Annotated in this window: 12 protein-coding genes; 2 read left to right on the top strand and 10 right to left on the bottom strand. The window is 58.4% G+C overall.

Translation table 11 applies throughout. The annotated features are described in order from the left end of the window. Window positions 1-427 precede the first annotated feature (427 nt). Complete coding sequence (locus B5M06_RS15475; protein WP_080025309.1) at window positions 428-2,056, top strand: methyl-accepting chemotaxis protein; 1,629 nt, start codon at window positions 428-430, stop codon at window positions 2,054-2,056. Between the two features lie 177 nt (window positions 2,057-2,233). Here B5M06_RS15475 and B5M06_RS15480 read toward each other — a convergent pair whose 3' ends face one another. The 9 genes from B5M06_RS15480 to B5M06_RS17275 all read right to left on the bottom strand — a co-directional run bounded on the left by B5M06_RS15480 (window position 2,234) and on the right by B5M06_RS17275 (window position 12,799). Next, on the bottom strand, window positions 2,234-3,334 hold the full coding sequence (locus B5M06_RS15480; RefSeq protein ID WP_054065548.1) for an enoyl-CoA hydratase/isomerase family protein: 1,101 nt from the start codon (window positions 3,332-3,334) through the stop codon (window positions 2,234-2,236). Window positions 3,335-3,575: 241 nt separating this feature from the next. Beyond that, complete coding sequence (gene typA, locus B5M06_RS15485) at window positions 3,576-5,399, bottom strand: translational GTPase TypA (RefSeq protein WP_054065549.1); 1,824 nt, start codon at window positions 5,397-5,399, stop codon at window positions 3,576-3,578. A gap of 24 nt (window positions 5,400-5,423) precedes the next feature. Continuing rightward, window positions 5,424-6,389: a tRNA pseudouridine(55) synthase TruB gene (gene truB, locus B5M06_RS15490; protein ID WP_054065550.1), complete on the bottom strand. Its 966-nt coding sequence runs from the start codon at window positions 6,387-6,389 to the stop codon at window positions 5,424-5,426. Between the two features lie 4 nt (window positions 6,390-6,393). Beyond that, window positions 6,394-6,774 carry a 30S ribosome-binding factor RbfA gene (gene rbfA / locus B5M06_RS15495; RefSeq protein ID WP_054065551.1) on the bottom strand — a complete coding sequence of 127 codons (381 nt, stop codon included), beginning with the start codon at window positions 6,772-6,774 and terminating at the stop codon, window positions 6,394-6,396. 92 nt (window positions 6,775-6,866) lie between these two features. Next, window positions 6,867-9,728, bottom strand: coding sequence for a translation initiation factor IF-2 (gene infB / locus B5M06_RS15500; RefSeq protein WP_054065552.1), 2,862 nt, complete (start codon window positions 9,726-9,728; stop codon window positions 6,867-6,869). A gap of 25 nt (window positions 9,729-9,753) precedes the next feature. Continuing rightward, window positions 9,754-11,241, bottom strand: coding sequence for a transcription termination factor NusA (nusA, locus tag B5M06_RS15505; RefSeq protein ID WP_054065553.1), 1,488 nt, complete (start codon window positions 11,239-11,241; stop codon window positions 9,754-9,756). 80 nt (window positions 11,242-11,321) lie between these two features. Then, window positions 11,322-11,900 carry a ribosome maturation factor RimP gene (rimP, locus tag B5M06_RS15510; RefSeq protein ID WP_054065554.1) on the bottom strand — a complete coding sequence of 193 codons (579 nt, stop codon included), beginning with the start codon at window positions 11,898-11,900 and terminating at the stop codon, window positions 11,322-11,324. Between the two features lie 192 nt (window positions 11,901-12,092). Then, entirely contained in the window at window positions 12,093-12,446 is a 354-nt protein-coding gene (locus B5M06_RS15515) for a thioredoxin family protein (protein WP_054065555.1), read from the bottom strand. A gap of 185 nt (window positions 12,447-12,631) precedes the next feature. Then, window positions 12,632-12,799 carry a hypothetical protein gene (locus tag B5M06_RS17275; protein WP_165442789.1) on the bottom strand — a complete coding sequence of 56 codons (168 nt, stop codon included), beginning with the start codon at window positions 12,797-12,799 and terminating at the stop codon, window positions 12,632-12,634. Window positions 12,800-13,232: 433 nt separating this feature from the next. On the opposite strand from B5M06_RS17275, the gene B5M06_RS15520 reads away from it, so the two are divergent. Further along, window positions 13,233-13,973 carry a lipocalin family protein gene (locus B5M06_RS15520; protein WP_077344710.1) on the top strand — a complete coding sequence of 247 codons (741 nt, stop codon included), beginning with the start codon at window positions 13,233-13,235 and terminating at the stop codon, window positions 13,971-13,973. 187 nt (window positions 13,974-14,160) lie between these two features. Here B5M06_RS15520 and B5M06_RS15525 read toward each other — a convergent pair whose 3' ends face one another. Then, the gene (locus B5M06_RS15525) at window positions 14,161-14,616 is read right to left on the bottom strand and encodes an RcnB family protein (protein WP_080025310.1); all 456 of its coding nucleotides are present in this window, start codon (window positions 14,614-14,616) and stop codon (window positions 14,161-14,163) included. Window positions 14,617-14,618 lie beyond the last annotated feature (2 nt).

The raw sequence follows: 14,618 nt of genomic DNA on the forward strand, positions 1-14,618 counted from the left end.
GACAGACTTCGCTGTCCATGCAGCACATACCAAGCCTTCACGGGCCTTGGCGGTGAACTTATGGGCCAAATAAAGCAGCAAGCTGCATGCTGCGGTGCACCAAAAAGAAACAAAAATCAATATGCACGCACAAGAAAGATGCACACCTTTGCGATAAAGCACTATTTCAGTGCGTTTATATTTGTCACCCAAATGTCACAAATGCTTCACTATTAAACTGAAGTTGGAAGTCACTTACGTCATCAGAGCTGCCCGCACTGCATAGCAGCGCTGCAGACCGCACACGTCGCACGCACAGGTGAAGCAAATTCACCCCCCTAAAGCTGTGCTGACGGTTCTCCCTGCGTTCTGACACTCCAATCACTTCAGAGACCTGCACACCGATCTGTGCCAGGCCTCCCAATCTTGATCCGACACGAAGGGGAACATGTTTTTCCGTCACTGGTCCATTGGCCGCAAGCTCGCGGCCGTCTTAGCAAGCATTCTGGTTTTATTCATGGGCAGCAGCGCCCTCTCCCTCTATCAGACGCGCGAACAAGACAGAATCCTGAATCACATGGTTGGCGAAGTGCTGCTGACCGAGCGCGCCCTGGCCAACTGGTCCAAGAACGTGACGGCGGGTGTACAGCGCGCAGCAGCCATTGCCAAAAGCACTGACACCAGCCTGGTGGCCTACTTTGACAAGGCCACCAAGGACGCGACCGCCGACACGGCACGCCAGATGAAGATCATCGAAGCCAATCTGAAGTCTCCACACGAGCTGCAGATGCTGGCGGAGGCTTCCAAGCTGCGTGACGCGTATCTCAGCCTGCGCAAGGACATTGCAGCGCTCAAGAATGTGGGGCGCATGGGTGAAGCAGAGCAGGTGTTCACCAACCGCTTTGAGCCCACCATGCAGGCCTACCTGGACAAAGTGGCCGAACTGACCGAATACCAGCGCCAGCAGCTCGACACGATGGCCCATCGCAGCGCAGAACTGCGTGCGGACAGCATGGTGCAGTTGATGATTTTCTCGGCAGCAGCGCTTGCCCTGGGCATCTGGCTGGCCATCGCGGTGACACGCAGCATCACCGAGCCACTGCAGCGCGCCAATGCTGCAGCCAAGGCCATGGCAGCGCTGGACCTGAGCCAGCCTGCACAGACACACTACACACACAATGAGACCGGCGAGCTGCTCCAATCCATCGACCAGATGCGCGATGCCCTGAACCGCACCATGGCCCAGGTGCTGCAGGCCTCACAAAGCATTTCCACGGCCAGCGCCCAGGTGTCCAGCGGCAGCAATGACCTGAGCAGCCGTACCGAAAACACCGCGGCCAATCTGGAAGAAAGCGCGGCAGCCATTGAAGAGCTGAGCACTTCAGCCCAGCAGTGCTCGGACTCCACCCGTCAGGCAGAGCACCTGTCGCGCAACTCGCTGCAGGCCACGCAGCTGGGCTTTAAAAAAGCCAGACTGGCGCAGGACACCATGCAGGAGATCCAGCAAAGCAGCCAGAAGATTGGCGACATCATCGGCGTGATCGACGGCATTGCCTTCCAGACCAACATCCTGGCACTCAACGCAGCGGTGGAAGCTGCACGCGCTGGCGAGCAAGGCCGCGGTTTTGCCGTGGTGGCAGGCGAAGTGCGCACCCTCGCACAGCGCAGTGCTGCAGCGGCCAAGGAAATTCGCCAGCTCATCAACAGCAATCTGCAAAGCGTGACGGCTGGCAACAACCAGGTGCAGGAAGCAGGCGCGGCCATGCGCGACATTCTGGACAACGTGACCCGCGTGCAGGACATCGTGTCAGAGGTCAACGCTGCAACGCTGGAGCAAAGCACGGGCGCCACGCAGATCAACCAGAGCATTGCCCAGCTGGACCAGATGACCCAGCAGAACGCCGCACTGGTGGAAGAATCCAGCGCTGCCGCCGGGCATCTGTACGCACAGGCCGAGCAGCTGCGCAAGCTGGTAGATGCCTTCAGACTGGCAGAGCAGCATCTGGGCAAGCCCAGCCCTGCAGGCACAGCACACCTGGCTGACAACCGCCAGGAGCCTGCACTGCTGGGGGGCTGATTGCCTGCCGGCAGCTATCAAATAAAAAGCTGCCAGCGCTTGATATACAAGTGTTTGAAATAGATTTTGTTTTCAAACCCTTTATCTGCAAGCGCTGGCAGCTCTACTTTTTAAATTTCCAACCAACCACCTGTGGTCTGCACAGGTGGTTTTTTTCATGTCTTCTCCAGTGCCTGCTCAGCTGTCTTTGAGCGCAGCCAGCGGGTGGGAGTGCGCAGGCCAGGGGCTGACAAAAAAGGCTTTCCACAGGTCTTCAGGCACATCTTCGATGCGTGCAGGGTTCCACCGCGGGTTGTGGTCCTTGTCCACCGCCAGCGCGCGAATGCCTTCCACTGTCTCGCTCTGGCCAGGGCGCAGATAAAAGCAGTGGCGCACCATGTCGCGTTCCATGCGCAAGTCATCCGCCACCCCCAGCTTGCGGGCCCGGCGGATCTGCTCCAGCACCACAAACAGCATCAGCGGTGAGCGCTTGCGCAGCGCTGCAGCCGTGCTCTGTGCCCATGCACTGGCGGGGTCTGCTTCCAGCGCACGAATGATGTCCTGCACGGAAGACAGAGCAAACACACGGTTGATCTCCGCCAGATCACGCAACGCACCGGGCGCCTGCTTTTGTGTGCTGGCCTGCACAAAGGCCTGCACGGCATGGCTGTCTGCAAAGGTCTGCACACCCAGCGCATCCCACAACGCGCCCTGCTCTGCGGCGGGCAAAAAGGCATCAGCCAGGCGGAATGCAATAGCATCTGCCGCGCCAATGGTGTCACCCGTGAGCGCCAGCCATTCGCCGGCGGCGCCGGGGCAGCGGGAGAGGAAGTAGCCGCCACCCACATCGGGGAAAAGGCCAATGATGGTCTCTGGCATCGCCATCTTGGTCGCTTCCGTGACGATGCGCCAGCTTGCCCCCTGGCTAATGCCCATGCCACCGCCCATGACGATGCCGTCCATGAAAGCGATATAGGGCTTGGGATAGTGAAAGATCAGGTGGTTGAGCGTGTACTCCTCAGTAAAGAAGTCTTCAAGCTGCGGGTTGCCCGTGCTGCCTGCCTGGTGCAGAAAGCGGATGTCTCCGCCTGCACAGAAGTGGCCAAACACCCCTTCCTTGTTGCTGCCACGAATGGCAACCGCCAGCACCTGTGGATCGTCTTTCCAGGCCAGCAGCTGGGCGTACAGATCACGCACCATGCCCAGCGAAAGTGCATTGATGGCTTTGGGGCGGTTTAGCGTAATAAAACCGACCTGGCCACGTACCTCGGCCACGATGTCTGAACTTGCTTGTGTCATTGCGCTGTGTTCCTTGTGTCTCCTGATGCGGCAACCATAGCGCAGGCCAGCGGCAAACTTTGTCACCCTTGCTGCATTCCTAGGACAAACCATAGGTCAGCGGCAGCGCTCACAACGCCTGTACAGACGCAAAAAAGGCCGCTCCATGGCGGCCTTGGCATAGCTGGGGACATGCCCCAGCTACTGTGCTTAGTGCGACTGGCAGCACACAACAACGGATGACGTGTTGTGTGAGCAGGTCTTAGTCACGCGAAGCGCGCTTGCGCTCGTGTTCCTTCAGGAAGCGCTTGCGAACGCGCAGGCTGGTAGGAGTGATTTCCAGCAGCTCGTCGTCTTCGATGAATTCCACACCGTATTCCAGCGACAGCTCGATAGGAGGTGTGATCTTGATCGCATCTTCCTTGCCGGACACGCGGAAGTTGGTCAGCTGCTTGGTACGCGTTGCGTTCACCACCAGGTCGTTGTCACGGCTGTGGATACCGATGATCATGCCTTCGTACACAGGGTCGCCAGCCTTCACGAACATGCGACCGCGGTCGTCCAGCTTGCCCAGGGCGTAGGTGAAGATTTCACCGTCGTCCATGGAGATCAGCACACCGTTCTTACGGCCGCCGATGTCACCCTTGTGGGGCTCGTAGCCGTCGAAGATGTTGGAGATCAGGCCGGAACCACGTGTCAGGTTCAGGAATTCGTTGGTGAAGCCGATCAGGCCACGTGCTGGAATGCGGTATTCCAGACGCACACGACCACGTCCATCGGGTTCCATGTTCACCAGCTCGCCCTTGCGCTCGCCCAGAGCTTGCATCACGCCGCCCTGGTGGCCTTCTTCGATGTCAGCAGTCACCAGCTCGATAGGCTCGTACTTCACGCCATCGATGGTCTGCATCACCACGCGGGGCTTGGAGACGGCCAGCTCGTAGCCTTCGCGGCGCATTTCTTCCAGCAAAATGGTCAAGTGCAGTTCACCACGGCCAGACACTTCAAAGATACCGTCTTCGTCGGTTTCCTTGACACGCAGGGCCACGTTGGAGCGCAGTTCCTTTTGCAGGCGGTCCCAGATCTGACGGCTGGTCACAAACTTGCCTTCACGACCTGCCAGAGGCGAGGTGTTCACGCAGAAGTTCATGGTCAGGGTAGGTTCGTCAATCTTCAGCATGGGCAGAGGCTGAGGATTGGCAGGATCGGTCACGGTTTCACCGATACCGATGTTTTCAATACCGCTGATCAGCACGATCTCGGAAGGACCAGCTTCGGTGGCTTGCACGCGGTCCAGACCCTGGAAAGTGTGCACCTGGTTGATCTTGCCGGTGTAAGGCTTGCCTTCAGGACCAGCCATCACAGTCACTTGCTGACCGGGCTTGATCGTGCCCTGGGTGATACGGCCCACGCCGATACGGCCCACGAAGGTGGAGTAGTCCAGCGCAGAGATTTGCAGCTGCAGAGGCGCTTCAGCATCACCCTTGACAGAAGGCACGTGTTCCAGAATGGTGTCGAACAGGGCCGACATGTCTTCGCCCCACTTCTCACCGGGCACGCCCTCTTCCTTGGACGACCAGCCGTTGATACCGGAGGCGTACACAATGGGGAAGTCCAGCTGCTCGTCGGTCGCACCCAGCTTGTCGAACAGGTCAAATGCCAGGTTCACCACCTTGTCGGGGTTCGCACCGGGCTTGTCCACCTTGTTCACCACCACGATAGGACGCAGGCCCAGGGCCAGTGCCTTCTTGGTCACGAAGCGGGTCTGAGGCATGGGGCCTTCTTGCGCGTCGATCAGCAGCACCACGCCGTCCACCATGGACAGCGCACGTTCCACTTCACCGCCGAAGTCCGCGTGGCCGGGTGTGTCGAGGATGTTGATGTGGGTGCCCTTCCAGGACACGGCACAGTTCTTGGCCAGAATCGTGATACCGCGTTCACGTTCGATGGCGTGGTTGTCCATCACGGTGTCAACCACTTTTTCGTGTTCGGCGAATGTGCCGGATTGGCGCAGCAACTGGTCAACCATGGTGGTCTTACCATGGTCAACGTGCGCAATGATGGCGATGTTGCGGATTTCTTTGCTCATACGGTTTCCAAAATGCCACGAGACTTATGCGCGCGGCGTGCCTTCCAAAATTTGTTGAATTTCTAGGGGGCTGAGCAGGCGATCGGGTATCAGCTCCCCACTTGTGATGTGCCCCACACCCAGCAAGGCGCGCGGTTCATCTCCATAAACGGCAACGGCTTCGGCATCGGGCCAGTCACCACGGCGGCGCAGACCGGTCAGAAACCGTCCGCTCTCGCGCGCATCAAGCACCACGCGGGTGTGGGCATGCAGCAGACAATCTGCCGGCTGCACCACATGCAGGCGCTCTTCTTCGGGCATGGCGATCAAGGCATCCAAAGTGATGCAGCGATCGACACCAATGCCGCCCGTATCAGTACGGCGCAGTGAACGCAGGTGGGCACCGCAACCGAGTGCCTCGCCAATGTCCTCTGCCAGTGTACGAATGTAGGTGCCCTTGCTGCACGTCACCGTCAGCTGCAAGGCAGCAAATCCGTCCGCATCCTGACACAAAACCATGTCCAGAGCGTGAATAGTGACGTTTCTTGCAGGGCGTTCAATTTCTATGCCAGCCCGTGCGTACTCGTACAGCGCCTTGCCATCTTTCTTGAGGGCACTGTACATGGGCGGCACCTGGCTGATCGGGCCTGTGAACCTGGCCTGCACCTGCGCCAGCAGCTCAGGCGTGTAAGACGCAAGCTCCACAGGACGCTCACGCAGCACCTCACCTTCGGCATCGGCCGTGGTGGTCACCTGCCCCAGACGGGCTACAGCGATATAGGTTTTGGGAGCTTCCAGCTGCAGCTGGCTGAACTTGGTCGCCGCTCCAAAGCACAGGGGCAACACGCCCGTGGCCAGAGGGTCCAGCGTTCCAGTGTGACCGGCTTTTTCGGCGCGCAGCAACCACTTCACTTTCTGCAAAGCGTCGTTGCTGGACAGGCCCAGCGGTTTATCGAGCAGCACCACCCCATGCACAGGGCGCCGCTGCACCCGTGTGCGCGTGGCGTTCATAGGCTTATTGGTTCTCTTCAGGACCGCGCGACGCCACAGCCTTGGCAATCAAGGCGTTCATGTCAGCAGCACGCTCAGTGGTGCGGTCGTAGATGAAATGCAGGGTGGGCACAGTGTGAATGTGCAGGCGCTTGAACAGGCCGTTGCGCAGGAAGCCTGCTGCCTGGTTCAGGGCCTTTTGTGTCTCGTCGGGATCACCCACCAGCAGGCTGAAAAACACTTTGGCGTGTGCATAGTCGGGTGTGACTTCCACACCTTGCAGTGTGACCATGCCTACGCGTGGGTCCTTCAACTCACGGGCGATCAGCTCCGCCAGATCGCGCTGGATCTGGTCAGAAACTTTGAAGCTGCGGTTGGGCGCAGCAGATTTACGTTTAGGTGCCATTAAAAATTGTGAGCTTGTAGCGCTAGTCAGATAAGGGTTTGAAAGCCTTGCGACCTTCAAACCCTTTATTCATCAGCGTTGGCAGCTATAGTTTACAGCGTACGCGCGATTTCCTTGATTTCAAAGACTTCCAGCATATCGCCTTCGCGGATGTCGTTGTAGTTGCGCAGCTTGATACCGCACTCGAAGCCTTCCTTGACTTCCTTGACATCGTCCTTCATGCGGCGCAGCGATTCGATCTCACCCGTGTAGATGACCACGTTGTCGCGCAGCAGACGGAAGTGTGCGTTGCGGGTCACGTGACCCTGGGTGATGTAGGAACCAGCCACCGTACCGATCTTGGACGCCACGAACACGGTGCGGATCTCGGCCATACCGATGATCTCTTCGCGCTTCTCGGGAGCCAGCATGCCGGACATGGCAGCCTTCACTTCGTCTACCGCATCGTAAATGATGTTGTAGTAGCGGATGTCCACATCGTTGCCTTCAGCCGTCTTACGGGCCTGGGCATCAGCGCGCACGTTAAAGCCGATGATGATGGCCTTCGAAGCCAGCGCCAGGTTGACGTCGGATTCGGAAATGCCACCCACGCCGGAGTACACGACCTGCACCTTGACTTCGTCGGTCGACAGCTTGAGCAGCGAGGCAGCCAGCGCTTCCTGCGAACCCTGTACGTCGGCCTTGATGATCAGAGGCAGTGTCTGTACGTTGCCAGCGCTCATCTCGGAGAACATGTTCTCCAGCTTCGCAGCCTGCTGCTTGGCCAGCTTGGTGTTGCGGAACTTGCCAGCACGGTAAGTCGCAATTTCGCGGGCACGGCGCTCGTCGGACATGACCATGAAGTCATCGCCAGCCTGAGGCACTTCGTTCAAGCCCTGAATTTCCACAGGGATCGAAGGACCAGCTTCCTTGGTCTGCTTGCCGTCTTCGTCGACCATGGCACGCACGCGGCCATAAGTCTGACCAGCCAGCACCACGTCGCCCACCTTCAGCGTACCGGACTGCACCAGCACCGTTGCCACGGTACCACGGCCCTTGTCCAGCTGTGCTTCGATGACCAGACCCTTGGCGGATGCATCCACAGGCGCCTTCAGTTCCAGCACTTCGGCTTGCAGCAGCACGTTTTCCAGCAGCTCGTCGATGCCCATGCCGGTCTTGGAGGACACAGCGATGAACGGCGAATCACCACCGTATTCTTCAGGCACCACTTCTTCAGCCACCAGCTCCTGCTTGACCTTTTCGGGGTTGGCTTCAGGCTTGTCGGCCTTGGTGATAGCCACCACGATAGGAACACCAGCAGCCTTGGCGTGCTTGATCGCTTCCTTGGTCTGGGGCATCACGCCGTCGTCAGCCGCACACACCAGAATCACGATGTCGGTGGACTGTGCACCACGGGCACGCATGGCGGTAAACGCCTCGTGGCCGGGGGTATCCAGGAAGGTCACGATGCCGCGAGGCGTCTTGACGTGGTAGGCACCGATGTGCTGGGTAATACCACCAGCTTCGCCAGTTGCCACCTTGGTGCGACGGATGTAGTCCAGCAGCGAGGTCTTGCCGTGGTCCACGTGGCCCATCACAGTCACCACAGGTGCGCGAGGCAGCAGCTCGCCGGTGTAGCGTGCTGCATCCTCTTCGCTGAAGGCTTCTGGGTCGTCCAGCGCTGCCACCTTGGCGGTGTGGCCCATTTCTTCCACCACGATCATGGCGGTGTCCTGGTCCAGCGGCTGGTTGATGGTGACCATCTGGCCCATCTTCATCAGCACCTTGATCAGCTCGGAAGCCTTCACCGCCATCTTGTGGGCCAGTTCGGCCACAGTGATGGTTTCGGGCACGGAAATCTCCAGTGCACGGAATTCCTGCTGCTGAGGCTGGCTGTTGCGCTGGTCGTTGCGATCATTGCCACGACGGCCACCCTTGGGGCCACCACGCCAGTTGCCACGGCTATCACCACCGGCGTCACCGCGGGTCTTGATTTCCTTCTTCTTGCCAGGAGCATCGCTGCCCCATGCGGACTTGGACTTGCCATCCTTGTCCTTGCCGCCGCGACCGCTGGTGCCGGACTTGTCGTCCTTGGCAGCCGTAGCAGGAGCCTTGACAGCCGACTTGGCATCCTTGGCATCCTTGGCCGGCGCAGCCTTGGGGTCCTTCTTGGCGTCAGCAGCAGGCGCTGCCTTCTTGGGCTCTTCAGGCTTCTTGGCCACCAGCACCTTCTTAGGTGCTGCCATCATGGCGCGAATGGCTTCAGCCTCAGCCAGTGCCTTGCGGCGACGATCTTCCAGATCCTTGGCACGCGCGGCTTCTTCAGCTGCGCGCTGGCGCGATTCTTCTTCTGCCTTGGCACGGGCTTCGGCTTGCGCCTTGGCACGTGCTTCAGCTGCAGCAGCAGCTTCCGCTTGCGCTTCCTTCTGGGCTTCCTTTACCTGACGCTGCTTGGCAGCTTCAGCTTCTGCGTATGCACGCGCGCGCTCTTCAGCTTCGCGCTCCTTACGCTCACGTTCTTCGCGTTCCTGGCGTTCCTGGGCCAATTGGTCTTCCTGTTGTTTGATCATCTCTGCTTGCTTGCGCGCTTCCTCTTCACGGCGTACCAACTCCTTGGAAGCCTGCGCAGCTTGCGCAGAGCGGGCTGCAGCCTCTGCAGCCACCTCTGGGGTGTCGTCACGTTTGATGAAAGTACGCTTCTTGCGCACTTCCACCTGAATGGTGCGGGCCTTGCCTGTGGCATCGGCCTGCTTGATCTCGCTGGTGGACTTGGTCGTCAGCGTGATCTTTTTCTTGCCTTCACTTTCTTGGCCATGTGCGGCTTTGAGGTGAGACAGCAGTTTTTGCTTGTCAGTTTCCGTCAGGACGTCAGTAATCGCGCGCTTAGAAACACCCGCTGCCTGCAATTGCACAAGCAAGGTTTCGGGGGACTTTTTCAGTTCATTGGCGAACTCTGCAACAGTGTTCAAAGACATATCTCCGTTCTATCCTCCCTGACCCTTATTCCTGACCGTCGGCGAACCAGTGTTCACGCGCCTTCATGATCAAGGCCTTGGCCTCTTCTTCCGACTGGCCGGTCAAATCGGTCAGCTCGTCGATGGCCAGATCAGCCAGATCATCACGCGTCAACACACCACCTGCTGCCAGCTTGGCCACAATCTCGGGTGTAATACCTTCCAAGTCACGCAGTTCCTGCGAGACCGCGCTCACGCTTTCTTCCTGAGCGATTTCCATGGTCAGCAGCGCATCCTTTGCACGGGCACGCAGCTCAGTCACGGTTTCCTCATCGAAAGCTTCAATTTCCAGCATTTCAGACAGCGGCACATAGGCCACTTCTTCGAGGCTGGCAAAACCTTCCGACACCAGAATGTCGGCCAGCTCTTCGTCCACATCCAGCTTTTCCATGAAAAGCTTGCGCGCAAAGCTGGTTTCTTCAGCTTGCTTCTGTGCAGACTCAGCTGCATCCATGATGTTGATCTTCCAGCCTGTCAGGTCGGAAGCCAGACGCACGTTCTGACCGCCACGACCGATAGCGATGGCCAGGTTTTCCTCGTCCACCACCACGTCCATGGCGTGCTTTTCTTCATCCACCACGATGGACGACACGTTCGCAGGAGCCAGTGCATTGATCACGAACTGTGCGGGGTCTTCAGACCACAGCACGATATCCACGCGCTCACCAGCCAGTTCGTTGGTCACTGCGTTGACACGCGAGCCACGCACACCCACGCAGGTGCCGATGGGGTCTACGCGCTTGTCATGGGACAGCACCGCAATCTTGGCACGGCTGCCGGGATCGCGTGCGCAGCTCTTGATTTCCAGCAGACCTTGCTCGATTTCTGGCACTTCGTTGCGGAACAGCTCAATCATGAACTCAGGTGCCGAACGCGACAGCAGGATGGGGGCGCCACGCAGTGTCAGATCCACTTCCATGATCATGGCGCGCACGCGGTCGCCATTGCGCAGGTTTTCCTTGGGGATCATTTCGCTGCGACGCAGGCGGCCTTCCACGCGGCCGGATTCGACAATGATGTCGCCCTTGTCCATGCGCTTGACGGTACCGGTGAAGATTTTTTCGCCGCGCGACAGGAATTCGTTGAGCAGCATTTCGCGCTCAGCGTCACGGATCTTTTGCAGGATGACCTGCTTTGCAGTCATCGCGCCGATACGGCCGATGGGCAGCGACTCGATCTGCTCTTCGATGAACTCACCCACTTCAATACCAGGGCTGCGCTCTTCAGCATCCATCAGCAGCTCTTCGGCCTCAGGGTTTTGCAGACCTGCGTCATTGGGCACGACGACCCAGCGACGGAAGGTGTCGTAGTCACCAGTGTCGCGATCGATCGCAACGCGAATGTCCACTTCGCCTTCGTACAGCTTCTTGGTGGCCTGCGCCAAAGCCTGCTCAACGGCGCCAAACACCACATCGCGTTCTACGTTCTTCTCGCGCGAAATGGCCTCAACCAACATCAACAGTTCGCGGTTCATGCGATGACTCTCCTAATTTCAATTCTTTCCAGCGTGGCGCCTGCCGGGACGCCTGTTTAGCATTTAGCAATGTCTTCGTCTTAAACGGGCTTGACGCCACGCCCCTTGAAGTTCACCACAGGAGCCAGTCGTGCCTCTTTCAGCTCATCCAGCGTGAAGCCCATAGCCTGCAATGGTGCGGGCTCACGCTTTTTGCTCACCTTGGCACCGGGTTTGCGTGCTGGCTCATCACTCCAGACAATCTGCCAGCCACCATTTTCCGCGCGCTCCAGCGTGCCGCGGAATTTCTTGCGATTGGCATTGACCACACCTGCACCTGCTGCACCAATGGCTTCCTTCAGGGTGATGTCAATCTCAGAGCCAGCAAAGCGGACAAAATCCTGCTCATGGCGCAGGGGACGATCGATGCCAGGAGAGGAAACTTCCAGACGCGTGTAGTCCACCCCTTCCACCTCCAGTGCAAATTGCAGTTGGCGCGTGACCTTTTCACAATCTTCCACAGTCACAAAAGCCTCTGGTAGCGGATCGACGCCCTCTTCAGGTGCCTGCCAAGGCAGATCGATGGTGATGCGCAGCAGGCCACCGGCCGAGCGCTCAATTTCCACCAGGTCATAGCCCAGACCCGTTACGGTTTGTTCAACAATTTGCTGTAGTGCCACGTGCTAAGTTCAATCCCGGAAGTACGAAAAACCCGACAACCATCCTGCAATTGCTTGGGGACGGCTTCGAGCTCCAAAAGCAACCGACCAAAAAAAACGGGCGGTTGGTATCCGCCCGTTTGGTCGTGAATGCTTTATTGTATCCGCAAAGTGTTGATTCGCGATGTCAGCCACATGCAATTCCTGTAGGCATCACTGCCATTTTTTGCATACGCGTTGCCACAATGCATCGGCCTCCTCAGAGACTGCCGTCCCTCCAGACTCACCTGCCAGCAACGATGTCAGCAAGCGCTCCAGCACTTTGATCTGCGGCAGCAGTGGCCCCAGAAAAAGGGCTTTGGAGCCTTGCCCAATCAACAATGTGGGAAAGGTTTCTACATCTACATCGCCCACGACTTCTTCTTCATCCTCGACGTCAACCCAGTCAAAGCGCACCTGCGGAAACCTGGCCTTGAGGGCCTCAAACTCCGGTGCGTACTGACGGCACACGCCGCACCATGCTGCACACAGGCAGACGACCCCTACGGGGGCTTGATCACTGTTCATCTTGTTCTGCTCTCCAGGCCCGGGGCCAGCATTCAGATATTTCAGACTGGCATCCTACCCTTGATGCCAGCCGCCTGACGGCAGCTATTGCACACGGCAGGCGTCCGAAATGCAAAAAGCCCCAGACACAGGTCTGAGGCTTTGCTTGGCGACTGGGCTATGCAGTCCAGTCGTGCTGGCGGGAATTAACCCGAGTGAGCACGCTTGCCAGGATTCTTCTTGCTGCGAGTGTGGGAACCACGCTCCAGGCTCACGCGCTGGCCACGGCCTTGGGCCAGCAGGGTCACACCCTTGGGAGGAACGGGACGGGGTGTGCGCTTGCGGTCAGCTTCAGTAACGATTTTATTGCCCATGGCAATTTCTCCAGTTGAAGTTTGAGTAAACGGCGTATTTTTCCACATTCGCTCTGTTTATTCTTGAAATCCCATGAAAAACACAAAAAAAGGCGGGTGCTATGGACCTGACAACACGCTGCAGACTCCTTGTGCCAGATTTTGCGCAGCATGGATACCATGGCCACTGTTGCAGGATCATGCTCGCGCAAGCTGGGATAGATCCAGGGACGCAGCACTACACACGCAGCACTACACACGCATCACACCACGCAGTAGCTGCAATCACTTTTATCCATAGCAACACCGTTTGCAGCCATCGTTACGACAGCATTTCACAGCCGCCACCTACAATGCCCTGGCAGTTGCTGCTGCAAATACTTGGTGCTCGATGTCTGCAGATGTGCCAAGCTTTTGGTGCGCCTTTTGTGTTCATCGCTACAGGAACATACCCATGCCGCTTTTTCGTCGCTCCAGCACGCACTCCGCATTACCCAGCTGCCCGCGCTGCGCTACGCAGGATGCCCTGCAAAACACCATCCAAAGCATTCAGGCCACACTGCTGCAGCATCGCAAGGCAGGCCATTTGCCTCAGATTGCCAGCGAGCCGCCTCAACAGGCCCGGTCTGGCGTCAACCAGGCAGCACTGTGCACGCTGGGCCTGGTTGCCGTAGCAGGCCTTGCCCTCTACGCCACGCGCAATCCGCGCATACCGCAGGGCATTCACCCGGTCGAAGACTTTGAGCTGCAGCGCTATCTGGGCAAGTGGTATGAGGTGGCACGCATTGACCACAGTTTTGAAAAAGGCCTGCAGCGCACGCAGGCCGAATACAGCCTGCTGCCCAATGGACGCATTCAGGTGGTCAACCGCGGCTATGACCCCAAGCGCGGAGAATGGAAGATCTCCTTCGGCAAGGCCATGCCCACCATCCGGCCTGACGTTGCGGCACTGAAAGTGTCCTTCTTCGGCCCTTTTTACGGTGGCTATAACGTGGTCGCCCTGGACGACAAGTACCGCTGGGCCATGGTGATTGGCGACAAGCTGGACTATTTCTGGATTCTCTCGCGCACTCCCACCCTGCCCGATGGTGTGCAGGAGCGCCTTTTGCACCATGCGCAGCAGCTGGGCGTAGACCTGACCAAGGTGCTCTGGGTGCATCAGGATGGCGTCAACCCCACAGGCTCGTACTTATAAAACCATAGCTGCTTGCGCTTGATTTATAAAGAATTCCACATGCTTTATATCTGAAAGCCCCTAAAAACAAGCGCAAGCAGCTATCAAAACAAAAGCCGATGCAGATGCATCGGCTTTTTTGATGAACACCTGCATCCAGCTTCATGCTGCAAAGCTTGCAGCAGTCCATGGTTGCAGACTCTTGGTTTTAACGGCCCAGAATCAGCTGCGCGATCACACCCGTGGCGATGGCAACCAGCATGTAGTCCGCACCGTACTGCACCCACTGATGGCCTCGGGGCGGCGCCTTCAGACCATGCCCTCGCCAGTCATTGACCACGTAGTGTGGCGTGCGGTACTGCGGCGGCACACGCGATCCCTTGACCCAGTTGTACTGCGGGCCTGCGCCCATGCGCTTGGCCTGCCCCGGTGGCATGCCATGGGGGTGCATGGGTTTGCCTGCCATGTTGGGAGCGGGCCTGTAGGCATTCGGTGCATGCCCGGGCGCTTTACCACCTGGATGCGCAGGCTTGACTGCGGCAGGTCCACGGCCCGGACCTCCTTGGCCTCCGTGCCCGGGAGGCATGGGCTGTGCGCTGACCATCAGCGATGTGCTGCCCAGCACGAATGCAGCCAGCGCTGCGGTGATCTTGTTTGGGTTCATAG

The sequence above is a fragment of the Comamonas kerstersii genome (genome assembly GCF_002056725.1).
Lineage (GTDB): Bacteria > Pseudomonadota > Gammaproteobacteria > Burkholderiales > Burkholderiaceae_C > Comamonas > Comamonas kerstersii.

What these genes read in the sequence shown, in the direction of transcription:
- typA (WP_054065549.1), bottom strand. Translation starts at nt 5,399, where the DNA reads ATGAGCAAAGAAATCCGCAACATCGCCATCATTGCGCACGTTGACCAT.
- B5M06_RS17275 (WP_165442789.1), bottom strand. Translation starts at nt 12,799, where the DNA reads ATGGGCAATAAAATCGTTACTGAAGCTGACCGCAAGCGCACACCCCGT.
- B5M06_RS15515 (WP_054065555.1), bottom strand. Translation starts at nt 12,446, where the DNA reads ATGAACAGTGATCAAGCCCCCGTAGGGGTCGTCTGCCTGTGTGCAGCA.
- B5M06_RS15480 (WP_054065548.1), bottom strand. Translation starts at nt 3,334, where the DNA reads ATGACACAAGCAAGTTCAGACATCGTGGCCGAGGTACGTGGCCAGGTC.
- rbfA (WP_054065551.1), bottom strand. Translation starts at nt 6,774, where the DNA reads ATGGCACCTAAACGTAAATCTGCTGCGCCCAACCGCAGCTTCAAAGTT.
- nusA (WP_054065553.1), bottom strand. Translation starts at nt 11,241, where the DNA reads ATGAACCGCGAACTGTTGATGTTGGTTGAGGCCATTTCGCGCGAGAAG.
- B5M06_RS15520 (WP_077344710.1), top strand. Translation starts at nt 13,233, where the DNA reads ATGCCGCTTTTTCGTCGCTCCAGCACGCACTCCGCATTACCCAGCTGC.
- B5M06_RS15525 (WP_080025310.1), bottom strand. Translation starts at nt 14,616, where the DNA reads ATGAACCCAAACAAGATCACCGCAGCGCTGGCTGCATTCGTGCTGGGC.
- infB (WP_054065552.1), bottom strand. Translation starts at nt 9,728, where the DNA reads ATGTCTTTGAACACTGTTGCAGAGTTCGCCAATGAACTGAAAAAGTCC.
- truB (WP_054065550.1), bottom strand. Translation starts at nt 6,389, where the DNA reads ATGAACGCCACGCGCACACGGGTGCAGCGGCGCCCTGTGCATGGGGTG.
- B5M06_RS15475 (WP_080025309.1), top strand. Translation starts at nt 428, where the DNA reads ATGTTTTTCCGTCACTGGTCCATTGGCCGCAAGCTCGCGGCCGTCTTA.